Here is a 24819-nt window from a genome sequence, read left to right as displayed (position 1 = left end):
ATGGCGCAGACGCTAGCAGCCTGTCCGGGGCCTTGTCTGCTGTCGTCCGCGTCGGTGTTCGCCTCTGTTAGTGCCGGTGACGCCTGGAGGTCGCCGTGTGTGGGCCCGCGACGGCCGAGGCGCCGCCGGCCTATGGCGGCGGAACGCAAAACCTTCACCGAGAGTAATATTTTCGGCGCGTATCGGTAGTCATGTCGGGGATCAATGACCTACGGTGCGATCATGACCTGGCCGTCTGGGCGTGGGTGCGGCCGCGGGGGACGACCGGCGCAGCCGCGACTGGCTCCCGTGAGTCCGCAGCCGTTGACGTCGTGCCAGGCTGGACAGGACGTCGCCACTGCGTGACGCTACTCGACGTGCCGCTCTCATTGCCAGAGGTGATGGATGGGGGGGCCGGCGTGATCAGACGCCTCGTACCCCGGTTGATCGGACTCGCCCCGGTGCGCGCCTCGCTCACGCGCGGACCCCTCGCCACGGCCATCGTGGACCGGTTCGTGGCCGGTCAGACGGACGCGGACGCGGTCACGGTCGTGGCCGGGCTGGCGGATCTCGGTCTTCGCGCGACTGTCGACCTGTTGGGCGAGCAGGTGACCCGTTCCGAGGACGCCGTGGCCACCGTCGAGGCCTACCGTCGGCTGCTCGATCTGGCGGATCGGGCGGGCTGCGCCTGCGGGCTCGACGTGTCGGTCAAGCTCTCCGCCATCGGGCAGGCCGTGCCCCACGACGGTCGCAAGCTGTCCTACGAGAACGCCGCGGAGATCGCTGCCGGGGCGGCGGCTGTGAACGCCACGGTCACCCTGGACATGGAGGATCACACCACGACCGACGCGACCCTGGACACGGTGGTCGAGCTCCGCCGCGACTTTCCCTCCGTCGGTGCGGTCCTGCAGGCGCAACTGCGGCGCACCGAGGCGGACTGCCGTGACCTGGCCCGGGAGGGCTCCCGGGTGCGTCTGTGCAAGGGGGCCTACCGAGAGCCGGCCGCGGTGGTCTGTCAGGGACGCGGAGCCGTCTCCGCCGCCTACGCGCGTTGCCTGGGGATTCTGGTCGCCGGCCCCGGGTATCCAATGATCGCCACCCACGATCCCGCGCTGATCTCGGTGGCCTCCGGCCTGATCGAGCAGGTGGGCCGTGCCTCGGACAGCTATGAGTTCCAGCTGCTGCACGGAGTGCGCCAGGCCGAGCAGCGGCGGCTCGCCGCGCGGGGCGCGACCGTCCGGGTGTACGTGCCCTACGGGCCCGACAGCCTGCCGTATCTGACGCGTCGGCTGGTCGAACGTCCCGCCAATCTGCTCCTCGCCGCGCGCGCCATGGGCGAACGTCGCGCGGGCGCCACGGGGTCCGCACGATCGATGCGGTGGTCGGCGTGACCGCGACGGGGTTCACGGTGCCGGACGCCGTCAACGAGGTTCCGCTGACGTACGCGCCTGGCTCGTCGGAACGCGCGGGCCTGCGGCGGGCCCTGCTGCGGCTCGGTGGCGAGCATCTCGAACTGACCAACACGATCGGCGGCCGCAGCCGGCCGGGAAGTGGTCCTGTACGGGAGGTCGTCCAGCCGCACGCGCACCGCAGGGTGCTCGGCTCGCTGCGGGAGAGCACGCATGCCGACGCCGCCGCCGCCGTCGCCGCGGCGAAGCAGGCCGCCGGTCCATGGCGTGAGTGCGGCTTCGTCGAGCGTGCGGCGGTGTTCCTGCGCGCGGCCGAGGCGCTGGCCGGTCCGTGGCGGGACACTCTGAACGCGGCGACGATGCTCGGCCAGTCGAAGACCTGCCTGCAGGCGGAGATCGACGCTGCCTGCGAACTGATCGACTACTGGCGCTACAACGTCATGTTCGCGGCTGAGCTGCACGGCATGCAGCCTCGCAGCGGAGTGGGCGAGTGGAATCGCCTCGACCTGCGCCCGCTGGAAGGGTTCGTCTACGCGGTGACGCCGTTCAACTTCACGGCGATCGCCGGCAACCTGCCGACCGCGCCCGCTCTGATGGGGAACACCGTCGTCTGGAAGCCGGCGCCGGCCCAGGCCTTCGCCGCGCACTTCCTCATGCGGCTGCTGGAGGCGGCCGGCCTGCCGCCGGGAGTGATCAACCTGGTCGGCGGTTCGGGGGAGTCGGTGAGCGATGTCGTGTTCTCCGATCCGGATCTCGCCGGTGTCCACTTCACCGGGTCCGCCGCGGTCTTCGCGCGGCTGTGGCGCGCGGTCGCGGACAACCTCGACGGTTACCGCGGCTACCCGCGGATCGTGGGGGAGACCGGCGGCAAGGACTTCGTGGTGGCGCACCCGTCGGCCGACGTCGACGTGTTGCGTACGGCACTGGTGCGCGGTGCCTTCGAGTACAGCGGGCAGAAGTGCTCCGCGGCTTCGCGTGCCTACCTGCCGGCGAGTCTGTGGCGGCGGATGGACGGCGAACTCGCCGCGGCGACCGAGGCGCTGTCGATCGGTGACATCAACGACTTCGGCCACTTCTCCGGCGCCGTCATCGACGACCGCGCCTACGCGAGGCTGGCGGCGGCCTGCACCCGCGCGGCCAACGACTCCACCGTCACGGTGCTGGCGGGTGCGCAGTGCGATGACAGCGTGGGCTGGTTCGTGCGACCGACGATCCTGGTCGGCACGGACCCGGGGCGGGAGTGGTTCACCCGTGAGCTGTTCGGGCCGATCCTGTCTGTCCATGTCTACGACGACAGCAGCCCGCAGGCCTGGGACGACGTCCTGCACCTCGTCGACCGCACCAGCGACTACGCGCTGACGGGCGCGGTCGTCGCGACGGATCGGGCCGCGATCACCCGCGCCGAGCAGCAGCTCCGATACGCCGCCGGCAACTTCTACATCAACGACAAGCCGACAGGTGCCGTCGTCGGGCGCCAGCCGTTCGGCGGGGCCCGCAGGTCGGGAACCGACGACAAGGCCGGGTCCGCGCACCACCTGATGCGGTGGGTCAGTCCCAGGGTCGTCAAGGAGAATCTCGCGCCGCCTGTCGCCCACGACCATCCGCACATGGGGCACGGCGGCTTCGCGCCCGTCGGGCCCGCGCGGGGCGACGCGGACGCGGGGACCTCCACGTCGGACGGGCGCCGGTCGGGGCGGGGGGGTACCGCGTCCTCGTCGCAGCGGGACGACCGGCGTGAATAAGTCAACAGCGTTCAGATAGGACGGCAACCAGGAGACGACGCGATCTACGGGTCATAAAATGACGTGGTCGCGCCCTCCCAGAGCCAGGAGTCCCCCATGTCGGCAGCCGAGCGTACGCGTCACGTCCTGACCTTCTGTGGCAAGTGCAGCTGCGGATGCCCGGAGCTCTTCGTCGACCACGAGGCGCCGGCCGAACGCCGCATCGTGCTGACCGACGACTTCGGCCAGCGGGTCCAGATGAGCGTCGAACAGCTGCAGGTCATCGTGGAGGAGGCCCGGTCGGGCAGGATCACCGACCTCGTCGACGCGGAGCTCGCGATGGGCGCCCACTGAGATGGTCGATGGCCTGCGACCGGGTGTGGGCGCCTGGCATGAGGGCCGACGCGTTCTGCCGCGCCTCGAGGAGGGCCCCACGTGTGCAGGGCGCCGGCATCGGCGCGGGCGGCGGTGAGGCACGACCACCTCGCGTCGCCGACCACGCACCTGCCCGCCGCCGTCACGGTCACCGCCGCGATGGCCGCCGCTCTCGTGGCGGCATTCCACCTGGTGCGGATCGGCGGCGGCGTCCGGCGCGCGCGGCGGCCGGAGGCCTCGCCGCGGCGGGCGAGTGATCGCGGCTCGACCTTCCCGCGCAGGGCGATGTTCCCCGCGAGGGCGGCGTTCGCGCCGAGTGCGAGGTTCGTCCCCGTCGAGGCGGGGCACGCGCTGACCGCCGCGGGCATGGCGGTCATGTTCGCCGGGCCGGCTGGCTGGGCGACCTCGGACGGCTTCGCGGTGGGCTATCTGCTGCTCGCCGGGATCTTCCTGACTCTGATTCTCACGAGCTCGTCATGCTGCGAGCCGGCGCGATGGTCGTGCTGCTCGATGCTCGTCGTCGAGTCACTGGCGATGGCCTGCATGGCCCGCGCCGGTCGTTGGCCGGTCGGCGACCTGGGCGACCTCGGGGATCTGGCCGGATGGTTCGCCGTCATCTTCGCCGCCTCCGCGGTCCTGGCGGTAGCCGGTCCGTTGCTGCGCAGGTCGGTGTCCGCGTGGGGCGGTGCTCCGGCTCCGCTCACGCCTGCCGCCTCCCGCCTGGTGATGGCGACCGGAATGCTGCTGATGCTGCTGTAGTGCCCCGGCCCCGGCAGCGCGGACAGTCCCGTCCGGCCGGCCCGTGCTGGCGGCTGGGCACAAGCCGCGCCACCGGGACCGCGACCAGCAGGGCGAGCAGGACAACCACCGGATATCCCCATTGGTCCGCGGGCGGCGGCGGGAACGCCTGAGTGGGCGCTCGGTGCCCGGCCTGCGGGCTTCAATGGATTCATGACACTTCCGCTGGGTCACCATGCGAGCGGTCAGGACGCGGGACCGCCGTTCGCACTCGAGGAGGGAGAGCGCATGGTGCGCGCCCGCCTCGACGGCGGCGAGATGTACGCCAAACAGGGATCGATGGTGGCCTACCGAGGCCGCGTCGACTTCGCCTACAAGGGTCAGGGCGTCGGGGGATTCCTGCGCCGGGCGGTGACGGGCGAGGGCCAGGACCTCATGAAGGTGTCGGGCCGGGGAACCGTGTGGTTCGCGGAGTCGGGCAGCCATGTGTCGATCTTTCATCTGGACCGAGACAGTCTGACCGTCAACGGGCGTAACCTGCTGGCGCTCGAATCCGGCCTCCGGTTCAAGGTGACGACGACATCGGGGGGTCTCGGCGCGATGGTGGCCGGCGGTGTGTTCAACACGGAGGTCTCCGGTACCGGCGGAGTCGCCGTCCTGTGCCTGGGGTCGCCGCTGGTGCTGGCGACGGACGAGCCGGTGTGCGTCGACCGTGACGCCGCGGTCGCCTGGACGGCGGGAGTGCGCACGCGTGTCGTGTCGACCTTCAAGCTGGGTAATCTGGTGGGCCGTAGCTCGGGTGAACTCGCCCAGGTCGAGTACACCGGCCGCGGTGGCTTCGTCGTCGTCCAGTGCGGTGAGATCCCGGCCGCAGGGACCGGTTCGGAACGCCACTGACCGGCGCTGACGAGTACCGATCGCCGGCGCCCGGACCTGGCCGGTGCCGGTACGCCCGCGCGTGGGGGAGTCCCGATGTCGTCGCGAGGTTCAACGCCAGCGCCCGACGATACGCGCGCCACCGTGGCCGCTCCGGCGCCGCTCGCTGACGCGCCGTCGCCCGATCCGCTGGACGAGCTGGGTGCGGTGCTCACCGCCCAGGGCCTGCTCGAGACGTCTCGTGGCCTCGTCGCAGCACGTGCGGTGCCGGCCGGACCGTTCGACGACGCGCCCGCCCTCGCCTGGGCGCAGAGCGGGCTGATGTGGCTGACTGGTCAGCCACGGCGTGCCCCACTCGCCCCTGGGGCCCCGGTGCTTGGCCGCGCGGTGGCGGCCGCCCGGCTGTTCGCGTCGCTGGCAGGCCAGATGGGCCACGCCGTCGTGCCGGACGTGCCGAGCCTGCTTGGGGGGCGCGCCGCGCTGATGGGACTGCGGCGCGCCGGGCGGACCTCGGCGAACGGAAGCTGCCGGCTGCTGCGCACCGCGGACGACTGGATCGCCGTGAACCTTGCCCGTCCAGCGGATGTGGAGGCGATCGATGCGCTGGTAGGGGTGCTTGGCCAGGACGTCGGAGCTGGCACGTCACCCGCCTGTCCGGACCCGCGGGCGCAACCGGGTGCTCAGGTCACGGATCAGGCGTGGCAGGTGCTCGATGCGGCTGTGCGGCGACTACCTGCGGGCGAGGTCGCCGACATGGCCCACCTGCTCGCGATTCCAGCCTCCGTGCTGCGCACCGGGCGGCGGCCGAGCCCCGTCCGGCGCGTTGCGGTTCCAGGAGCCCGTCCCGGTGGGCCAGTGGGCTCCGGTCATGGGGGTCCCCTCGTCGTCGACCTCTCGGCGATGTGGGCCGGCCCGCTGTGTGCCCGCCTGCTGGGCCAGGTGGGAATGCGGGTGATCAAGGTGGAGAGTGCGCGGCGACCGGACGGTGCCCGACAGGGCGATCCGGACTTCTACGACTGGCTGCACGAGGACCAGCGCAGCGTCGCCCTGGACTTCGAGAGCGAGTCCGGCCGGGCGAGGCTGCACCGGCTGGTGGACGAAGCCGATGTCGTCATCGAGTCGTCGCGGCCGCGTGCGCTCGAACAGCTCGGCCTGGACGCGGCCCGCGCCGTCGCCGTCCAGCCCGGGAAGGTCTGGCTGAGCATCACCGGATACGGACGCGGCGACGGCGTGGCCGGCCGGGGCGCGCAGCCGGTGTCCTTCGGGGACGACGCCGCTGTCGGTGGTGGCCTCGTCGCCTGGGAGCGCTCCGGCGCCGCCGCGTCGCCCGTGTTCTGCGGCGACGCGATCGCCGATCCGTTGACAGGCCTGTTCGCCGCGCTCGCGGTCGTCGCGTCGCTTGCCCGCGGCGGCGGAAGTCTTCTGGACGTCCCCCTGCGCGACGTGTCCGCATGGGTCGCCGACTCGCCATCCGCGCCCCGCGGCCACCGCCCGCCACCCTGGCAGGTCACCGGATCGGACGAGGACGGTTGGATGGTGGCGCAGGCGGGCCGCAGCCAGCGCGTTCTCCCGCCGCGAGCACCGTGGGTGGACGGCGCGGGACACGAGGTCCGCCCACGGCGCGCCCCGAGCAGCGGCGCGCATACACAGGCCGTCCTCGAGGAGCTCGGTCCGCGCTGAGGGCTGCCCTCTCGGGTCACCGGGGATCCTTCGCGGGGTCGCCGGCACCTGCGGGCTGGTCGCTCCCGTCAGTGCCGCGGCGGGCGGTCCCGCCGATGCCCGGGCACCCGGCCGTATCCGGCGTGGCCGGCTGATCGGGATTGCCGGGTGACCCGTGGGACAGGAAGGTCGCGTCCACGCCCGGTTCGGTGGGCGCGTCGTCGCCGAGGAAGCGGCCGGCGGGCTGGGGTGCGGCCCGCAGCGCAGGCCTGTCAGCGGCGCGCCGGTTCGTGATCGGCCCGTTGATCTCTGTGGCGGCGTCGAAGAAGCGATCGTCTGGACGGTGGTCTGCCACGGGGGATGAGCCGCTGCCTCCTCCGTGGCCGTCCTCGGCACCTGCCGAGGCATGCCTCTCTCGGGCCGGGTCAGCCCAGCTGGGCGCGCTGCCCTCACGCGGCAGTGGTGTCGGCGCGGTGGGAGCCGCGGCGCGTGTCCGCTCCCATGGGTCTGACCCGGTCTGCGTCGGCTGGCCTGGCTCGAGATGCCAGACCACGACCGCGAGGCCGACCAGCCACAGGTACCAGATCAGCTGGCCGACCACGCGACCGGTGACCGCCGCGTCGATTCCGAAGGGAAGCAGCACCCCGCCGAGGACACCACCCGCGGCGAGCCCTCCCAGGGCGGCGAGCAGGGCGAGTGCCGGCACGGACAGCGACGCGCGGCCCGCGCAGCGGCGCACGACACCGGCTCGGGCAGCCCTGGCGATCAGGGCGACCGACCAGATGGCGAGGAGCAGGCAGGCGAGGACCTCGCCGACCATGACGCCGAACAGTGATCGCGCGGCGTCGAAGACGGCCGATGCGCGGTCGGCCTCGGCGGGGATGGCCGCACGTCGGGCCAGCGCCGGCACGGACACCAGCCAGAACAGCAGACCGGTCAGCTGGGCGCCGGTGGTGGCGGCCGCCACCACCGTCAGCGCGGACCGTTCGGGCCCTGGTGGGAGGAGCCGGACCAGTCCTACGGTGATCGGCACCAGGAGGCCGGCGGCGACGCCGCACAGCACGAGGCCGACGCAGATCGCGAGCCAGTGCTCGCGCACGGCCGAGAAGGAATCCGCGGACGACGCGGTGAGCACCTCGGGATATCCCAGGGATCGGCGCAGCGCGGTAAGGCCGAGCGCGCCGCACACGGCGCAGAGCAGCAGAAGCGTGGCGGTGAAGCGCTGGCTTGTGGACATCGACGCTACACCTCCCGACCCGTCCGGGCTGGCGGGACCAGCGCGCGGCGATGTCCGCCGATCAGAGCCAGCCAGCATCATCGCGACGTTACGCAATGATGACACTACATGCAGTAGTCGAAGGTGGCGGCGGGAGGTGCGCGGCCGGCCGCCGGCAGGCCGCTGTGTTCGGAGTGGAGTCTGCTGAATGCGGCGTCGTTGCACGTGTATGGCGCCGGATCGGCGTTATATCCGGCGTCCGGATTCCCGGTGGTGAGGCCCGCCGGGCTGATGGGCGGGCGCCCGCGGCGGGTGATCGTCGGCGCGCGGTGTGGAGGCTGGGAACCTCGGACCGTGGGCGGCAACCACCTCTGGGTAGCCTCCCCTAACTTCAGGCAGCCTTACCTGTATTGCGGTCCTGGAACTACGTCGGCTCCGGCGGCTCGCTTCCCTGCGAATTCCCTATCCGTGTGATTTGCTGATGTCGGGAGGTCCGTGAGCTCGGCCCGGCCGGCGGTCCTGTGTCGCCGTCGTCGCAGATCGTGGGGCATCCGGGGTGGGTGGCGGGCTGGTTCTGTAGGTGTCGAGCCGCTGTGGCGGTCCGTGAGGCCCGGCGGGAAACGGTCGGCAGAAAGGTGGCTATCGATGGCGACGCGTGGTGACACGGAAATCATAGAACTGCTCAACAGTGTGCTGACCAATGAGCTGACGACCATCAATCAGTATTTCCTGCACAGTCGGATGCAGCGAAACTGGGGTTATCGTCGAATCGCTGAGCACTACTATCACGAGTCGATCGACGAGATGAAGCACGCCGACAAGCTCATCGAGCGGGTTCTCTATCTCGGTGGTCTGCCGAACCTGCAGCGGCTGCATACCCTGCGCATCGGGGAGACCGTGCCCGAGCAGCTGGAGATCGACCACGCGGGCGAGCTGGAAGCGGTGGACCTCCTGCGCCGTGGAATTGCGCTCGCGCGGGAGCGCGGCGACGTGGGTTCGGCGGTCCTGCTCGAGGAGATCCTCGTTTCCGAGGAGGAGCACATCGACTGGCTCGACGCCCAGCTCGAGCTGATCTCGCAGGTGGGCGCGGCGCACTACCTCAGCCAGCAGATCCACGACGACTGACGGCGGTGCCCGAGCGTCGTCGTGGCGAGGGCCCCGACGCGGCCGGCGGCGGGGCCACGGGCGTCGGGATGAGGCGTGCGGGGTGCGGGGGGCGGATTGGGTGGGTCGAGCCCGACGGATTGCTATGGCTCCGTAGTGGTCCCTCTCCGCTGGGCGTGTGGGGTCGAGCGCGCATGGTCCTTCACGAACTGTTCTGTGATCGTCACGTGCTGTTGTTCCGCGGCGGGCTCGGGTACTTCCTCCCGGCGACGGCATCCGGTCCTCGCTCTGCAGAACCGATCCCGTGGGAGATAGTGTCCTGTCGGGGATCGCGGCACCTGACGTCGACGTCCACGGGTTTCCGCCTCGGCGGCCGGCTGGAGGGGAGGGTCTGTTGTGTCTCGCCAGCTCCCACCAGGCGTCTCGCCGGGCCAGGTGGCCGTCGCCGTCGTGTCGAGCCTCCACCTGAATCGACCGGAGCCCCCACCGGGCACCCCCGGGCGAATCCCTTGCGAATGGAAAGGATCGTGCGCTAGTGGCGACGTACACGCTGCCGGATCTGAAGTATGACTATGGCGCGCTGGAACCGTCCATCATCGGGCAGATAGTCGAGCTCCACCACGACAAGCACCACGCGACCTACGTCAAGGGCGCCAACGACACGCTGGACAAGATCGCCGAGGCTCGGGACAAGGGCGACTTCGGGGCGATCGTCGGTCTGGAGAAGACGCTCGCCTTCAACCTCTCCGGACACATTCTCCACTCGATCTACTGGGAGAACCTCTCGCCGGACGGCGGCGACAAGCCGGACGGTGTGCTCGGTGAGGCGATCGCCGCCGACTTCGGCTCCTTCGACGGGTTCAAGGCGCAGCTGAACGCCGCGACGACGACGGTGCAGGGGTCCGGGTGGGGCGTGCTGGCCTACGACGCGACCGGCCAGCGTCTGCTCGTCGAGCAGGTGTACGACCACCAGAGCAACGTCGGCGTGGGCAACACGCCGCTGCTGGTGTTCGACGCCTGGGAGCACGCCTGGTACCTGCAGTACAAGAACGTCAAGGCCGACTACGCGGCAGCCCTGTGGAACATTGTCAACTGGGCTGACGTCGCCGCGCGCTATGCGAAGGCCAAGGGCGCTCCAGCCGCCTGACAGCGTCGGCGCCCACGTTCAGGTCACCGTCGTGGGTCCTCGGATCGGACCGGATCCGCAGGCCGGGGCGTGTCCCTCGACGCGGGCCCGGATCGCGCATGGTCACGGCAAGGGCATCCCCTCGGTGATGCCCTTGCCGTGGGTCTGTGTCCACCGGATATGCAGAACCTCGCCGCGGGCGAGTGCACATGTGATGTAAACTACACCATGGGCGCCTTGACGGGAGACGGTTCCACTACCGAGAGTAGTAGACATGTCTGTCGACGCACGTCAGTCCGTTCGACGTCGATGCGGGAGCTTCCCGCTGTCCTTTCCTTCCCTCACCGCCTGGCGCTGTCGCTGACGTTTGGGGCTCTCCCCCTCTCGGCGGCTATCCCGTCGGGGCCGTCCGCCGACCGTCCGCCCGCGCCGTGTCCGTCCGTTGACGGTGGAACCCGGTGATGGTCACCGACTCGCGTTGGCACCTTCCGGCGCGCCCCCTTCGGTGAGAGGGCAGCTTCGGTCGTGAGTCCGCGGCTCATGGGCGCTGCGGTTCCACGGTTCGGGATGCGGCGGGTCGCCGGCCCTTTCGTCCTCCCAGCGGCGGAGGGCGGCGGCGTGGGATGAAGCGGATCACGGCAGCCGTCCCCATGTCCTGCCGAAGCCGTCACCACAGGCAGAGTGGGACACGGTCCGACCGCCCGGCCACCCGGGCCGCGGTGTCGCCTCGACGGCACTGGACCCACCCCGCCGCCACGCTCGCCACGGGCCCCGGAACCGACGGTGAGCCGACAGGGCGGTCGCGGTACCGCCCGTAGGAGAGGCATGCCCGGTCCGCCGGTCGTAGCCACGGTCCTTATCCCCGAATCCCCTGACGCCCATCACACCCATGGCCGCGTATGCGGCACGCCCGGCCGATCACGGCCGCGGCGATCCGTCCTCCCGCGAAGGAGAACCAGGCGCCGATGATGTCGCCGATCCGCCCGCCGTTCGCCACCGATTCCGATACCAGGACGCCTCCCACCACCCTTCCGCCCGCGCGCGCCGCGGCCCCCGCGACGGCGGCCGGTTCCGTCGCCGCGCGTGTGTGGGCGTCGACCGGCGCGTTCCGCACCACGGAGGCCACGCGGGTTCCGGCCGCGCGTACCGATCCGACCCCCACGATCACGCCGACGGGCCTGCCCGTCTCGCCCGTTCGCGGTTCATCCGGACCGGCGGACGGCTCCCGGGTGGACATCCGTTCCACCGTCGCGGTGCTGATGGGGCGCGGCGAGAACGCCGACGCCTTCACCGAACTCGCCGACCGGCTGGCGCTCGATGGTCACCGGCTCACCGTCGTGCCTGACGGCGCGCACCGGATACCGGCGGTCGTGGAGACCAGGGTGCCGGGTGTGCCGTTCGTCCTGCTCGGCTCGGATACCGGCGCGCTCGCGGCCCTCGCGATGGTCGGCTCGCCCGCCGTGCGGCCCGACGGCCTGATTCTGCTCGGCCTGCCGCTGCTCCACGTTCCCGTGGCCGGTCTGCCGGTCGAGGAGCCGTCGCCGCGGACCCTGCCCGACCTGCCGATCCTGCTGATGCACGGGGCGGACGACGAGGTCAGCCCGCTGCCGCTGGTACGCATGACCACGCGGACGGCGCCTCGGGCCGAGCTCGGCGTCACCCCCGGCGGCCACGACCTGCTGGCCGGGCCTGGTCGGCGCAGCGTGGCCGCGCGCACTGTGCTGTTCCTGGAGTCCCTGCGGGACTGCTGAACCGCACGCCCCGACTCCTGCTCCCCTGCTGCGCCGGCGTTGCCGCATCAGGGGAGCAGGTACCCGCGGCGCACCGCTTCGTCGATCATGACCTGGATGTACTCCCACAGCGCTGGCGAGCCGTCCTCGATCAGCTGTCGGCGGGCCAGCACCTGCGCCTTCGTGACGCGGTGCGCCCGCCAGCTGGCGCCACGGGTGTAGAAGTTCAGCAGCAACGGCTGGACGCGGTCCAGCGCGCGCGCGAAGCGGGCATCGGGCGTGCGGCGTTCCTCGAACTCGTCCCACAGCCTCCGTAGCGCCACCGCCTGGTCATCGGGTAGTTGGGGGAACAGCCGGTCCGCGGCGGCCCGTTCGCGCTCCTCCTGCTCAGCGACTCCGCGCGTGTCATAGAGGAACGTGTCGCCGGCGTAGACCTCCACCAGATCGTGGATCAGCAGCATTCTGATGACCTTCGCCTGGTCGACCTCCTCCGTCGCGTACTCGCCGAGCACGACGGCGAGCATGGCCAGGTGCCAGGAGTGCTCGGCGTCGTTCTCCCGCCGGGACAGGTCGATCAGATGGCTCTGGCGCAGGACGGACTTCAGGCCGTCGATCTCGAGCAGAAAGGCGATCTGGCGCGCCAGACGTGCGTCGGTCACTCCCGGCGGCGGAGGAACCGTGCCGGTGGGGAGGCCAGGGCCACAGCCATCCTGACCCTGCTCGAACGATGATGTGCACACGGCGCGGCCCGCTCCCTTCCCGGCACCCACATCAGCTTCCCGGCACTCACACCAGGCCCGCCGCCGGTCACCGCGGTGTCGTGCCGCCGAATCGGACGAAACCCTATATGGAGTTACCGTGAGTGGTCGTGGCGCGTACTCTTGGTAAGTGTGACGGTCGTCCTGTCGCCCCCCCCGGCACCGCGCGGAGGAACCGGCCTTCGTGACCGGTTGCTGCGCCGGCGCGGCGTGGGAGGGGCGGGTGGACCCTCTCGTCCCCGGGCGGGACCACGACGGCGGGTGCGGTGGATGGCGCGCCGCATCGCGGCGCGCTGCGACGCCGGGGTGCGTCTGGTCGGTCTGCTCGCGGTGCTCGTGACGACGCTCGGAATGTTCGGTCTCACCCTGCGTGCGGTCGTCGCCCATCGCCTCGACGCGACCGACGACCTCGTGACCCACCAGGGCCGCGCGCTGGCGACGGCGCAGGAGCTGCGTGTGGCGCTGTCCCAGGCTGATGCGGCAGCCGCCGCGGAGGTCTTCACCTCGGTCGAGCTTCTGGTGGACCGCGCCGCGCCGGCCGCGCGGTTGCGACACCGGTATGACGGGATCAAGAGCGACGCCCCGTTCGAGACGAGCGTCGCCGAGTCCGCCCGTGACGTCCTGGATCTTCGTCGTCTCGATCCCGGGCTGTGCGCCGCGGACGGGGGCGCTCGGCGCGGTCCGGCTGTCCTGCCAGCGGTCCCCGATCCGGACGACGCTGGTGACGACGCGCCGGGTGCCGCCGGCGGGGCCGACGGCGACGGCCCTGCTGACGCCGACCAGGCCGGGAGTATGGAACCGCCCTGGTCGGCGCAGGCGTCGGTCGCCATCCCGTCACAGGCCGCGCGTCCCGGTCCGGCGGCCGGGGAAACGGCGGGCGTGGTCGCACGGCCGGGAGCGCGCTGGGCCGCGCACGGCCCGCCCACGCGGTCGGCCGCGCGCCCCGCGGCGGGCGCGCCGTCGGTGGCCTGCCCGCTCGACCTGCTGGCCGAGGCGATTCCGGTCTACAACGGGATGGTGGAGCGGGCCCGGGCGAACAACCGGGCCGGCCTGTCCGTCGGCGAGGCGAACCTGCGGGCGGCCTCGACGATGATGCGCACACAGATCCTGCCCGCGACGGAGGTCCTGGTCGCGCGGTATGCCGACGCGGTGGACCTCGCCTACCGGCGAGCCACCGGGGCGCGCGGGGAATGGGCGGTCGTCGTCACGGCCGGTCTCGCGCTTGGCTCGCTGCTGGGAGTGCAACTGCTGCTGGTGCGCAGGACCAACCGGCTGATCAACCCAGGTCTGCTTCTCGCGACCGCGGCGGTGCTGACGGCGATCATCTGGACGGCGGTGTCGTTCGGCACCCAGCAGACCCGGCTCGACACCGGCCGCGACGCCGGCTACCGCCCGATGACGCTCCTCGCGCGCTCCAAGACCCTGGCGTTGGAGGCCCGCGTCGACGAGAACCTGTCGCTGGCGGCGCTGGGCAACGGCGTTCGCTTCGACGAGCACTTCGCCTGGGTGGCGAGGGGACTGGGATTCGATCCCGCCGGGGACCGCCTGCCTCCCGAGCCGGTCACCCGGCGTGGTTCGCTCGTCGTCGCGCTCGACAACCGGCAGGGGGCGGATCTGCCCGCAGGCCTGGAGGCGCAGCTGCGGTCCTGGCTGCGGGTGCGGGACTCGGTGGTCCGCCTGCTAGCCTCCTCGCCGGACTCCGTGGTGGCCGCCGCGCACGGTCCCGGCGACGCCGGTTCCAGCGGCGGGGACCCGCGCACGTCCGACACGTTCGGCGAGGCGGTGACCCGCACCCTCGGCCCGGGCACCGCCGCGTTCGCCCGGTTTGTCGGCACGCTCGACACAGCGATCGACGGCGCTCGCGGCCGGTTCGAGGCGGATGTCCACGAGGCCGCGGGCGCGCTGCGCGGGCTCCGCCTGGGCGCGCCGGCGCTGATCCTCGCCGCGATCCTCGCCGCGGTGGCAGGCATGTGGCCCCGGCTTCGGGAGTATCTGTGAGCGGCGTGGGCGGCCGCGCCGTCGCCGCGGCGGCGCGACGAGGCGCCCCACGCGCCGATCAGGGCATGGCGGCGCGTGCCCGGGCCGCGATCGTGCTCGCCTGCTGCGGGGCCCTGGTCATGGCAGGCTGCAGCACGGCCCGCAGCCCCCTGCCGATCGAGGCCGGCCCGCTGCCGCGCTCTCCGGCGCCCGCCGAACCGACCCCGGCCTCGTCGGACCCGGGGGCCGCGGCGCGGCCGGACGGCACCTGCCGCGCGGACGGGCGTCCGGTGCGTGCCAGCGAGCCGCCGCTGTGGCCCATGCCCACGCCCGGGCGCATGCCACCGGGCAGCCGGATGGGCGTGATCGCCCGGGATCGGGGATACCTGCGCGTCGGCATCGTCACCGATGCGCCGCCCGCCGGCCTGATGAACTGGCGCACGCTGCGGCTCGAGGGGTTCGACGTCGGCATCGCCCGCGCGGTGGCCGCGGCCATCTTCGGGCCCGCGGACGTCGACGACCACATCCAGTTCCGCGCGGTCACCACGTCCGAACGCGAGGATCTGCTGCGGTCGAACATGGTCGACATGCTGGTCGCCACCATGACCATCACCTGTGAGCGCAAGCGCCAGGTCCGCTTCTCCAGCGTGTACTACGAGTCCACCCTGCGACTGCTGGTGCGGCAGAACGCCGGGATCGCCGACCTGGCCGACCTCGCCGGCCGCCCGGTGTGCACCTCGGCGGGCAGCACCGCCAGCGAGAAGCTGGCGCGGGTGCCCCCGCCCGCGCCGCGGCCGGTGACCCGCCCGCGCATCGCCGACTGCCTGGTGGCCCTCCAGTACGGCGACGTCGACGCGATCGTCGGTGACGATGTTCTGCTCGCGGGACTCGCCGCCCAGGACCCTTACACCACCGTGCTGGGCCCGCCGGCGTTCGGCGCGGCGTTCGCGGCCGGCGGGCAGCTCGATGAGCCGTACGGCATCGCGATGCCGATCACCGGGGACGCGGTGGGCGATGACGAGTTCGTCGCGTTCGTGAACGGGGTCCTGCGGCAGATCATGTCGGACGGCACGTGGACGCGGCTGTACGACGAGTGGCTACGCCCGGGGCTGCGGGTACCCGGCCGACCACCGCTGTCCGACCTCGCGTCCTGAGTGCCTCCGGGTGGCGCGGGCGCCCGAGGGGCCGGGCTGGCTGCTCGCCACGGGCTCCGAACGCAGGACCCCGGCTGTCCTAGAACGTCCTAGAACAGCGTGCGGGGGCGGGCGTGGTTCGCCCGATCGACGAGCTGGACCCGGGCGGCGCGGTCACTGGTGAGCCGGGCCATCTCCCGGTAGGTCGTGGCGAGGGCGAAGCGCAGGTCACGTTCGACCAGCGGGCAGCCGAGCAGCGTCGGGGGACGGGAGGCGTCGGGGGTGAGCGTGCCCTCGGCGAGCAGCGTGAGCCCGGTGGCGAGAATGTCGCGACGCAGCTCGGCGCGGCGCCTCTCACCCAGGTCCAGCAGGGTATCGGCGAGCATCGCCGCGGCCCGCAGCAGGGCGGCCAGGCTCACGCCGGGTACGTCCGGGCGTCCGGCGCGGTCGACCAGTACGCCGATCATCCTCACCCTGGCGGCGGTGTAGGCGAAGGAGGAGCGAGGCACGCGCTGGTAGGCGTCGAGCTTGCCGGTCGCGTCGGTGCGGCAGCGGGCCAGCCCGAACGCGGCGCTGGTCACGCCCGGATCGATGACGCTCACGACGTCGAACAGCGCGGCCGCGCGTTCCCTGGCGGCCGCCCGCTCGGCCGGCGAACCCGCCCGAGCGGCCACGTCGGCCAGCGCGGTCGCGAGCGCGAGCCGGGGTGCGAGTTCGCCCGGCAGCTGCGAGTACACGCGGTCGAAGGCCGTTGCGGCGAGTCCCGGGCACCTGCCCACCAGCGCCGCGAGGCCCCGGTACCAGTCGACCCGCCACTCCTGGGGCGCGGCCGTGGCCGCGTCATCCAGGGTCCGCGCGGCCTGCTCGAGGTGCCCGGCCCGGATCGCGGCGCGGGCGAGTGACAGACGGACCTCCGTGGTCACCGGCGAGACCGCGGCGAGCCGGGCAGCGAGGGCGGCCGGGTCCTCGTCGGGTCCGGCGGCCAGCGCCGGGGCACGCGGATCGTCCGGGTCGATCCGCAGGTCGGGCAGCACCTCCCAGGCAGCGGGCGGTCCGGCGGGACCGGCCTCGCCGGTGGGATGCCCGGCGGCATCGAACCATCGGCTCGCCAGCGGCGGGACCGGGCCCTCGGTGCGCGCGACGATCTCGTAGAGCACGCCGACCATCTCGTCGGCGAGCTCGGTGGTGCTCGGGAAGCGCCGCCGCGGATCGGTCGCGGTGGCGCGGCGCAGCAGCCGATCCAGCGATTCGAACTCGCGCAGCGGGGGATGGGCGCGCCGCGGGGGCAGCACGTGCCGGTAGGCGTCGACGAAGCCGGGAAAGCGGCCCAGGACAAGCCGCGCGAGGGTCCGGGCGACCGCGAAGACGTCCGTCGCCACCGAGGGCGCGGCCCGGTCCACGCCTGCCGGCCGCTCGCCGTCGTCGTCGATCTCGGGAGCGCGGTATCCGGGCGTGGACAGATAGCCGGAGACACGATCGTCCAGGCGGCGGGCACCGCCGAGGTCGATCAGCTTCACGCCCGACGCGGTGATCATCACGTTGTCCGGCTTGAAGTCGCAGTACACCAGTCCCATACGGTGCAGATGTCCCAGGGCGGGCAGGACGCGCAGCAGATAGCGCAGGATGTCGGCCACCACGGGCGGCACGGGGCGGCCATCCGCGCTGGGCGGGCCCGCCTCGGCCAGTGCCGTCAGGGACAGTCCGGACACGTACTCCATCACGATGTAGTCCTCGCCATCGTGCGTGACGTAGTCCAGGATCTTCACGATCGCTGGGTGCGACACGGTGGTGAGGATCCGTCGCTCGCCCTCCGCGATGCGCCGCGCCTCGGGATTCGCCGCGTCGAGCAGCCCCTTGAGCACCACCCACGCCTGGACGTCGTCTCCGCCGAGGTTGTCGTCGGTGGCCGCGTACACCCAGCCCAGCCCGCCGTGAGCGATCACGCCGTGCACGGTGTACCTGCCCACGCGCTCCCCGGGCCGCAACTTCACCGTGAACGAGTAGCGGTGGCCGCAGCCCTCGCAGACGCCGTCGAGCGCCACCGCGCCCGACGGGCCGGGCCGGGCCACCGGCGCGCCGCACCCGGCGCACTCCCGCAGCCCGATGGGGACACTGGGGGCGTCCAGCAGCGGCGGCGTGGTGCCGGGCGCTGGCCCGATCCGACGGGGCAGGCGCAGCGGATCCCGGGGCGCTCCCCGGGGTGCGATCACTGCGCGCGGCGCCGGGACGGCACCCGCGGCGATCGCCTGCTCCTCGCTGCCGCCGTCGCCGGGTCGCGGGGAACCGGTGAACATGCCCCGGGTGGGCTCGGTCGGCTCGAACCAGCGCTGCGTGCCGCCTGCCTCGCCGGGGGGCGGGCCGTGCCGCGGTGAGCGCGGCGTCAGGTCGCGCTTGCCGGGCGACGACGTGCCGTCCCGCTGACCGTCCTGGTGCTCCGCCATGACCACCGCCCGTCCGCGCGACCATGCCCCACCGGCTGGCACGCGGCCGCCGTCACTGACTGCTGCCCTCCGTCACCGCTCGCCCGCGGCGATAGCCGAGGGTGAAAGCACGGGTGCGCTGACAGCCTGACATGGGCGGCGGCCTCCGTCGCGCCGAGCCACCGGACGGACCCGGGTCAGTGGTGACCTGGGTCCGCCCGGACGGGGTCAGTGGTGGACGGGCCGGCGACCGTGGACCGCCCGGTAGACGAGCAGCGCGATGATCGCCCCGATGACCGAGCCGATGAGACCGGAAGGCTGGAAGGCACCCTCGTCGAAGTCGTGACCAAACAGCGCGAATCCGAGGAATCCTCCGACGAACGAGCCGACAATGCCCAGCACGATCGTCGCTGGAATGCTCAGCGGGTCCCGGCCGGGAACGAGGAGCCTGGCGACCGCGCCCGCCACGAGTCCGAGCAGAATCATGCTGATGATGAACCAGAGCACGGGGACCTCCGCTGTCTGTGTCGTGGCCGGCGGCGGTGCGGGGTGCGCCGCCCATCTGTTCGCCGGATGATCGCGCGGAGATGTCCCCGGGGAGATATCTGTCAAACAGCCGCTTTCGCGAAAGAACACGCGGGTGGGGCCCGAGTCAGGAAGGTCGGCCCTTCTGGTTACGTGCTCGCCGTGGTGCCCGCGCCGACCATCGCCCCTCGGTGCGGCATACCTCGATCGGGTAATCGAAGCAGGCGCTGACCAGCTCCGAGGTGAGCACGTCGTCGACCGGCCCGGCTGCCAGCACTCGTCCGCCGCGCAGCAGCATCGCGTGCCCGGTGCTGATCGGCAGGTCCTCGAGGTGATGGGTGACGAGCACGCTCGCGAGGTCGCCGAGCTCGTCGGCCAGCGTCTCGATGCTCGTCAGCAGGCGTTCCCGGGCTGCGACGTCGAGCCCGGTCGCGGGCTCGTCGAGCAGAAGGAGCCGGGGTTCGGGCATCAGCGCCCGCGCGATGAGCGCCCGGCCTCGTTCCCCCTGGGAGAGCACCGGCCAACGCGCCTCGCGGATCGCGGCGATGCCGAGCAGGGCGAGGAGATCCTCCACCTGTCGTCGTTGGCGGGCCGTCGGGCGCCAACGGGGGACGAGCTCGACGGAGCCGGTCGCCCCGGTCAGGACGACCTCCTCGACAGTCAGCGGACTGCGCAGTGGATGGCGCGGGTCGACATGCCCGATCCAACCGCGCAGCGCACGCACGTCGACACGGCCAAGCTGGTGGCCGAGCACCTCCACGCTGCCGCGGGTGGGATGACGCACGGCGCCGCACAGACTCAGCAGGGTGCTCTTGCCCGCGCCGTTCGGGCCGAGCAGCGCCCAGTGCTCCCCCGGTCGCACGGTGAGCTCGATCTCGGTGAGCAGCTCGCGCCCGTCGCGGATCAAGGACACGGCGTCGGCACGCAGCACGGGCGGGCGCGGGGTCGTCGACCGGGCCGCGAGCCGCGGAACCGGTACGGGATCAGCGCCGGACGGGGGAGTGGGCGTGGTGGCCGGTCCGGTGGTGGAGGCGGGTCGCGTGGTCATGCGGATACGCCAGTGGGCCCGGGCGAGGCGACCGCGCCGGTGCGGGCCGCGACGACGCGGTGCGGGGTGGAGGCGCCGTGATCGGTGTCGCGAGCGGCGCCGCGCAGGCCCGCCGAGCGCGTGGCGATCCCGCTGGACGGGAACATCGGGGAGCGGAGGTGGCGCGGTGTGCGGGGCGAGCCCGGCAAGGGCGGGCGCACAGGCATCGTGGTCGTCCTCTCCACCCTTCCGGACGGGCAGCGTCGTGGGGCGATGCTGGTCGTGCGGGCGGGGCCGGTTCCTCGGCTGGTACCGGCCACCAGGTCGGCGCCCTGGGCGGGCGTCCTCTCGGAGCGCCTGCCCGCAGGCAGGGCCCGCAGGCAGGGCCCGCAGGCAGGGAAGGATGTGTCGGCGATGACGGCAGGAGTGGCGGTCCGCCGCCGGGCGATCACTCGTCGCTACCTCATGTGTCGTCCGACCTACTTCGACGTCCGCTATGCCATCAACTGGTGGATGGATCCGGACAGACCGGTCGACGCGGCGCGGGCCTGCGCGCAGTGGGAGGCACTGCAGGCGCTCTACCGCGGCCTCGGGCACACCGTCGAGCTGATCGAGCCGCGTCCTCGGCTGCCGGACATGGTGTTCGCGGCGAACGGCGGGGTCGTCGTGGACGGGCGCGCGGTCGGGGTGCGGTTTCGATTCCCGCATCGCCGCGAGGAGGAGGATCTCTACCTGCGCAGGCTCGCCGCCCTGGCGCCCCGGGGCGCTCATCGGCCCCGCTACGTCAACGAGGGCGAGGGCGACTTCCTGCTCACCCGCGCGGGGATCCTCGCCGGTATGGGCTTTCGCACGGAGTCCGCCGCCCACGCCGAGGTGGCCGCCCTGTTGCGACGCCCGATCCATCCACTGCGGCTCGTCGACCCGCGCTTCTACCATCTCGACACCGCGCTGTGTGTCCTCGACGAGGATCTCGTCGCCTACCTGCCGGCGGCGTTCGACGCGCCGAGCCGGGCCCACCTGGAACGTCTGTTCCCTGACGCGATCACGGTGCCGCAGGACGAGGCGCTGCTCCTCGCGCTCAACGCGGTCAGCGACGGACGTCACGTCGTGCTGCCGGCGGGCGCGCACCGGTTCGCGGCGGCGCTGCGCGCACGGGGATTCGACCCAATCTGCATCGACGTCGGCGAACTGCGCCACGCGGGCGGCGGGATCAAGTGCGCCACCCTGGAACTGCGCGGCGCGGCCGGCGCCGGTCGCCCTCACGCGGACACCATGGCACCACCAAGGGCGCGGGAAAGGCGGGCGACTCCCTCGGCGATACGCTCGGGCGGATGCGTGGTGAACGACAGCCGCAGCGTCGAGGGATCCGGTCGGCCGGCGAAGAACGCGGCGCCGGGGACGTAGGCGACCTCGTGCTCGAGGGCCACCGGCAGCAGCGCGGTGGCGTCGTACCCCGCCGGGAGCCACACCCAGACAAACATGCCGCCGCGGGGCGTCGTCCACCGGCTGCCCGCGGGCAGCGCGGCCGGTAGCGCGGCGAGCATCGTGTCGCGGCGTTCGCGGTACGCGGCGCACATCCGCCGGACGTGGCCGTCGGGGCCGGCGGCGGGGCCCACCGCCGGTGGGTTCGGGTCGGCCGGGGCGCCGTCGCGGAGATACCGCGCCGCGGCGGCCTGGTCGATGGTGGAGGAGTGCAGGTCGGTGGCCTGCTTGGCGATCACACACGCGCGTCGCAGAGGGTCGGGCGCGCGTAGCCAGCCCAGCCGCATGCCCGGTGCCATCGTCTTGGACAGGCTGCCGAGCAGGACTGTGCGGTCGGCGGCGATGGGGTCGGCGGCGATCCACGGCTCGGCGGCGCCCTCGAAACGCAGCTCGCCGTAGGGGTCGTCCTCGACGATCCACAGGCCGCGTCGCGCGGCGATCTCGGCGACGGCGCGCCGCCGGTGTCCCGGCATGGTGCGCCCGGTCGGGTTCTGGAAGGTGGGCACGAGGTAGAGCAGCCGCGGCTGGTGCCGTGCCACGGCCTGGTCGAGGTCGTCAGGTCGCACACCGTCGTCGTCGGTCGGGACCGCGATCACGCGCGCGCCGGCGAGCCCGAAGCACTGCAACGCGGCCAGGTACGTCGGGTCCTCGACGAGAACGACGTCGCCGGGATCCAGCAGCGCTGTGCCGAGCAGTGCCAGGGCCTGCTGGGAGCCGGTGGTCACCAGCAGGCCGTCGGGGCTCGTCGGCAGGCCCCGGCGCGCGAGGCGGCCAGCGAGCAGCGCGCGCAGGTCCGGGTCGCCCTCGGTGGTGGAGTACTGCAGCGACCGCGCGGAGGGCTCGGCGAGCACGTGGTCGTAGGCGCGCCGGATGCCGGCCGCGTCGAGGAGGTCGGGGGCGGGCAGACCGCCGGCGAACGAGATGACCTCGGGGCGGGCGGTGAGGGCGAGCAGGTCGCGCACGGGTGAGGAGCGCAGTCCGGCGGCCCGCCGGGCGAGTGCGGGAGCGGGGGCGCACGGCGTGGCGGTCCGCGAGTCCACGGAACACATGGCTAGGGGAACTCCAATTCGGCCTGGCATGCACCGATGCCCGGTCGACTCATGGTCCCGCCAGCACGGACGCATGGTCGGGCACGGATCGGCGGACCGCGGGTCTGCGTGGATCAGGACGGGGCGGGGATGGCGGGCCAACCGGCCTGGACCGCACACGGTGCGCCGAGATCCGGCGGCCCGCCGGCATGCCGACCGCCCACCGGATCTCGGCGGCATTCCGGCACGTCAACTCCCGACGCCGCACCGCGTGTCGCGGCCCGTCGCGGGCGACCAAACATGGCGTTCCAGCGGGAACTCGCTCGGCCCGTCTCACCATGTGGGCTGTTTCTCCCAGATGATGGACGGGTGCCATGCTACTCCTCGTGGTGGTGGCGGGTGTTTCCTCCTCATCGGTAGGCGGGCGACGCTCCGCCGCCGGCCGGCGATCGCGCTCGGTGTCGGTTGGGACCGATACGGTGGAAGGGTCCGCGAGCTCGCGGTGCCAGCGGTGGGGTGGGCGGTCGCCGTGAGTCCGAGACAGGTAGGACCTGGTGCGGCGGAGGTGAGGTGAGGGGCACGTGGTCACCACGGCCCGGATCGTGGACGGTCGGCGTTCGGGTCGCCGGCCCGCCACCAGCGCGTCAGAACTCGAGCACCTGGCGTTGCGGATGTTCACCGAGCGAGGTTTTGAGGAGACGACGGTCGACGACATCGCCCGCGAGGCGGGCATAGGCCGGCGCACCGTCTTCCGGTATTTCGCGTCCAAGAACGATCTCGCCTGGGGAAACTTCGACGCGCACCTCGAGGTCATGCGCTCGGCACTCGCCGCCGCCTCGGCGGACGAACCGATGCTGACCGCGCTGCGCCGGGCGATTCTTGACTTCAACACCTATCCGTCCGCCGAAGGCGCCTGGCTGCGTCGCCGCATGACGCTGATCCTGCGCACGCCGGCCCTGCAGGCGCATTCGACGCTGCGTTTCGCGAGCTGGCGCGCGGTCGTCGCCGAGTTCGTCGCGCACCGGACGGCGCAGCCCACGGCCGCGCTGCTGCCGCAGGCGGTTGCGGCCGCGCACCTCGGGGTGGCGGTGAGCGCCTACGAGCAGTGGCTCAAGGCCGACGGCGCCGACCTTGTCGCCATCCTGGATGAGGCGATCAGGATGCTTCATGTCGGTTTCGCCGTCGCGGATCGGCATGGCGGTCGGCGGCTCGCGGCGGACCAAGCGTCCAACTGATTGCCGCGTGCGGTAGCGCGAAGGCCCGCCAGCTGCCAGGCTGTGCACCCATCGAAGCGAACCGATGACTTTTAGTAGTCTCTGGCTGGCTGGTGGGAGGAAGCGCTCCATGGCAAGCACGAGCTCCAGGAACGGCGCCGGACCGAACGGCGCCCGACCGAACGGCGTCGGCCTGCGCGGGACCGTCGGCGGGGCCTTGGTCAGCCCCACGTTCGTGTCGCCCGCGGCGCCACCCCCACCGGGGGGACCAGGCCGGGACGGCACGTCGGGGACGCCGGCCGCCGGCGGGACCGGCGCCACCCGCAACGGCTCCTCGGTGATCGGCGGAGCGCCCGCGTCACCCGGCACTGTCGCGCCGGCTGACGGGAGTCCGAACGCCGCGGGCGCGACAAGTTCGTCCTCGACGGCAGGCACCGCGGGATCAGCCCGCGCCATCCCCACCACCACCAGGTCGGGCGCCTCGGCGGGATCCGGCGGTTCCACCTCGGCGCGATCCACTGCCGCCACCGCCCGGGTGACGGGTGCGGCACGGCAGGCCGCCGCGGGTGGGGACGCGGCCGGGCGAGGCGCCGTGAAGTCGAACGCCGCCAAGGCCACCGCGGCCCGTGGCACGAGCGCCGGCGCCGTGAAAGCGACCGCGAGCAGGACAGGCACGAGCAGGACAGGCACGGCGAAGGCGGGCACGGCGAAGGCGGCCAGAGCCGCGACGGGCGCGGCGGCGGCGTCCGCGGCGACGACGCGATCGCCGGCCACGCGGGCGAGCACGAGCCGCGCCGCCACGGGCAGCGCTGGAGCGGGCGCGACGCGCACCACGACCGGGTCAACCCGCGCCGGAGGGACGGCGACGTCGAGGACATCCGCGTCGAGGACATCCGCGTCGAGGACAGGTGCCTCGAGGGCCGGCGCCACCAGAGCAGGCGCCGCGACATCGGCCTCCGCGTCCAGACGGGCCTCCTCCTCGACGTCGGGAACTCCCTCGGGGGCGGCGACCTCGCCGGGGGCGGTATCCACGCCGGCCCGGCGCGCGGCCTCGTCGCGGCCAGGATCCCTCGGCCCCGCGGACATCCGGTCCGCGACGCTGCGCCTACCCTTCGTGACCGCTCGTTTCGAGGTCAGCCCGCCGCCGGCTCCCGGCGCGCTGCGCATCGGCCCCGTCGCCCTGCCCACTGCCCGTCGTAGCGCCTACTACCTGGGGCTGGGAACCCTGGCCGCGATCGAGCTGATCGAGTGGCCGGTCGCCCTGGCGGTCGCCGCCGGTACCTACATCGCCGACCAGGCCGGGTCCGGCCGCCGTGACATCC

General features: G+C 72.7%; 20 protein-coding genes and 1 pseudogene. 14 read left to right on the top strand and 7 right to left on the bottom strand.

Annotation, left to right across the window (positions count from 1 at the left end; genetic code table 11):
• Positions 1 to 398 precede the first annotated feature (398 nt).
• The 6 genes from C1A33_RS03400 (at position 399) to C1A33_RS03375 (ending at position 6778) form a co-directional block, all read left to right on the top strand.
• Positions 399 to 1370 (top strand): proline dehydrogenase family protein, encoded by a 972-nt coding sequence (locus C1A33_RS03400; RefSeq protein WP_101830060.1) that lies wholly within the window; start codon positions 399 to 401, stop codon positions 1368 to 1370.
• Complete coding sequence (pruA, locus tag C1A33_RS03395; RefSeq protein WP_207770137.1) at positions 1367 to 3130, top strand: L-glutamate gamma-semialdehyde dehydrogenase; 1764 nt, start codon at positions 1367 to 1369, stop codon at positions 3128 to 3130. The genes C1A33_RS03400 and pruA overlap by 4 nt, the downstream gene beginning before the upstream one ends.
• Positions 3131 to 3226: 96 nt before the next feature.
• Complete coding sequence (locus tag C1A33_RS03390) at positions 3227 to 3463, top strand: hypothetical protein (protein ID WP_101830059.1); 237 nt, start codon at positions 3227 to 3229, stop codon at positions 3461 to 3463.
• Between the two features lie 81 nt (positions 3464 to 3544).
• Positions 3545 to 4243, top strand: a complete 699-nt coding sequence (locus C1A33_RS03385; RefSeq protein WP_243407129.1) for a DUF5134 domain-containing protein — start codon at positions 3545 to 3547, stop codon at positions 4241 to 4243.
• A 192-nt stretch (positions 4244 to 4435) separates the two neighbouring features.
• Positions 4436 to 5119 (top strand): AIM24 family protein, encoded by a 684-nt coding sequence (locus tag C1A33_RS03380; protein WP_101830058.1) that lies wholly within the window; start codon positions 4436 to 4438, stop codon positions 5117 to 5119.
• A 123-nt stretch (positions 5120 to 5242) separates the two neighbouring features.
• Complete coding sequence (locus C1A33_RS03375) at positions 5243 to 6778, top strand: CoA transferase (protein ID WP_243407128.1); 1536 nt, start codon at positions 5243 to 5245, stop codon at positions 6776 to 6778.
• Between the two features lie 16 nt (positions 6779 to 6794).
• On the opposite strand, the gene C1A33_RS03370 is transcribed toward C1A33_RS03375, so the two are convergent.
• Positions 6795 to 7994, bottom strand: coding sequence for a hypothetical protein (locus tag C1A33_RS03370; protein WP_101830057.1), 1200 nt, complete (start codon positions 7992 to 7994; stop codon positions 6795 to 6797).
• Positions 7995 to 8618: 624 nt separating this feature from the next.
• Here C1A33_RS03370 and bfr point away from each other — a divergent pair.
• On the top strand, positions 8619 to 9098 hold the full coding sequence (gene bfr / locus C1A33_RS03365; RefSeq protein ID WP_101830056.1) for a bacterioferritin: 480 nt from the start codon (positions 8619 to 8621) through the stop codon (positions 9096 to 9098).
• 514 nt (positions 9099 to 9612) lie between these two features.
• Positions 9613 to 10224: a superoxide dismutase gene (locus C1A33_RS03360; protein WP_101830055.1), complete on the top strand. Its 612-nt coding sequence runs from the start codon at positions 9613 to 9615 to the stop codon at positions 10222 to 10224.
• Positions 10225 to 11059: 835 nt separating this feature from the next.
• On the opposite strand, the gene C1A33_RS34545 is transcribed toward C1A33_RS03360, so the two are convergent.
• A complete protein-coding gene (locus C1A33_RS34545; RefSeq protein ID WP_165818210.1) occupies positions 11060 to 11440 on the bottom strand; it encodes a hypothetical protein in 381 nt (126 codons plus the stop codon).
• Here C1A33_RS34545 and C1A33_RS03355 point away from each other — a divergent pair.
• A complete protein-coding gene (locus C1A33_RS03355) occupies positions 11433 to 11954 on the top strand; it encodes an alpha/beta hydrolase (protein ID WP_341477179.1) in 522 nt (173 codons plus the stop codon). The two genes, C1A33_RS34545 and C1A33_RS03355, sit on opposite strands and share 8 nt — an antisense overlap.
• Before the next feature lie 47 nt (positions 11955 to 12001).
• On the opposite strand, the gene C1A33_RS03350 is transcribed toward C1A33_RS03355, so the two are convergent.
• The gene (locus C1A33_RS03350; RefSeq protein WP_101830054.1) at positions 12002 to 12592 is read right to left on the bottom strand and encodes an HD domain-containing protein; all 591 of its coding nucleotides are present in this window, start codon (positions 12590 to 12592) and stop codon (positions 12002 to 12004) included.
• A gap of 369 nt (positions 12593 to 12961) precedes the next feature.
• Here C1A33_RS03350 and C1A33_RS03345 point away from each other — a divergent pair, with 369 nt between their 5' ends.
• Positions 12962 to 14689, top strand: coding sequence for a hypothetical protein (locus C1A33_RS03345; protein ID WP_101830053.1), 1728 nt, complete (start codon positions 12962 to 12964; stop codon positions 14687 to 14689).
• Positions 14686 to 15822: a glutamate ABC transporter substrate-binding protein gene (locus tag C1A33_RS03340; protein WP_243407127.1), complete on the top strand. Its 1137-nt coding sequence runs from the start codon at positions 14686 to 14688 to the stop codon at positions 15820 to 15822. Before C1A33_RS03345 ends, C1A33_RS03340 begins: the two co-directional genes overlap by 4 nt.
• An 89-nt stretch (positions 15823 to 15911) precedes the next feature.
• On the opposite strand, the gene C1A33_RS03335 is transcribed toward C1A33_RS03340, so the two are convergent.
• The 3 genes from C1A33_RS03335 to C1A33_RS03325 form a co-directional block, all read right to left on the bottom strand.
• Entirely contained in the window at positions 15912 to 18242 is a 2331-nt protein-coding gene (locus tag C1A33_RS03335; protein ID WP_243407126.1) for a serine/threonine-protein kinase, read from the bottom strand.
• Between the two features lie 207 nt (positions 18243 to 18449).
• The gene (locus tag C1A33_RS03330) at positions 18450 to 18728 is read right to left on the bottom strand and encodes a GlsB/YeaQ/YmgE family stress response membrane protein (protein ID WP_207770135.1); all 279 of its coding nucleotides are present in this window, start codon (positions 18726 to 18728) and stop codon (positions 18450 to 18452) included.
• Between the two features lie 145 nt (positions 18729 to 18873).
• A complete protein-coding gene (locus C1A33_RS03325) occupies positions 18874 to 19794 on the bottom strand; it encodes an ABC transporter ATP-binding protein (protein ID WP_101830052.1) in 921 nt (306 codons plus the stop codon).
• A gap of 252 nt (positions 19795 to 20046) precedes the next feature.
• Here C1A33_RS03325 and ddaH point away from each other — a divergent pair.
• Positions 20047 to 20994, top strand: a pseudogene (gene ddaH / locus C1A33_RS03320) (dimethylargininase); the annotation flags it as partial.
• A gap of 38 nt (positions 20995 to 21032) precedes the next feature.
• On the opposite strand, the gene C1A33_RS03315 reads toward ddaH, so the two are convergent.
• Positions 21033 to 22295 carry an aminotransferase-like domain-containing protein gene (locus tag C1A33_RS03315; RefSeq protein WP_243407125.1) on the bottom strand — a complete coding sequence of 421 codons (1263 nt, stop codon included), beginning with the start codon at positions 22293 to 22295 and terminating at the stop codon, positions 21033 to 21035.
• Between the two features lie 569 nt (positions 22296 to 22864).
• Here C1A33_RS03315 and mftR point away from each other — a divergent pair.
• Both mftR and C1A33_RS03305 read left to right on the top strand, forming a co-directional pair.
• A complete protein-coding gene (gene mftR / locus C1A33_RS03310; protein ID WP_243407124.1) occupies positions 22865 to 23518 on the top strand; it encodes a mycofactocin system transcriptional regulator in 654 nt (217 codons plus the stop codon).
• A 1093-nt stretch (positions 23519 to 24611) separates the two neighbouring features.
• A partial coding sequence (locus C1A33_RS03305) for a hypothetical protein (protein WP_243407123.1) occupies positions 24612 to 24819 on the top strand: 208 nt, incomplete at its 3' end.

This window comes from Frankia canadensis (assembly GCF_900197875.1).
Taxonomy (GTDB): domain Bacteria; phylum Actinomycetota; class Actinomycetes; order Frankiales; family Frankiaceae; genus Frankia; species Frankia canadensis.
This window is presented reverse-complemented; position numbering and strand designations above follow the sequence as displayed.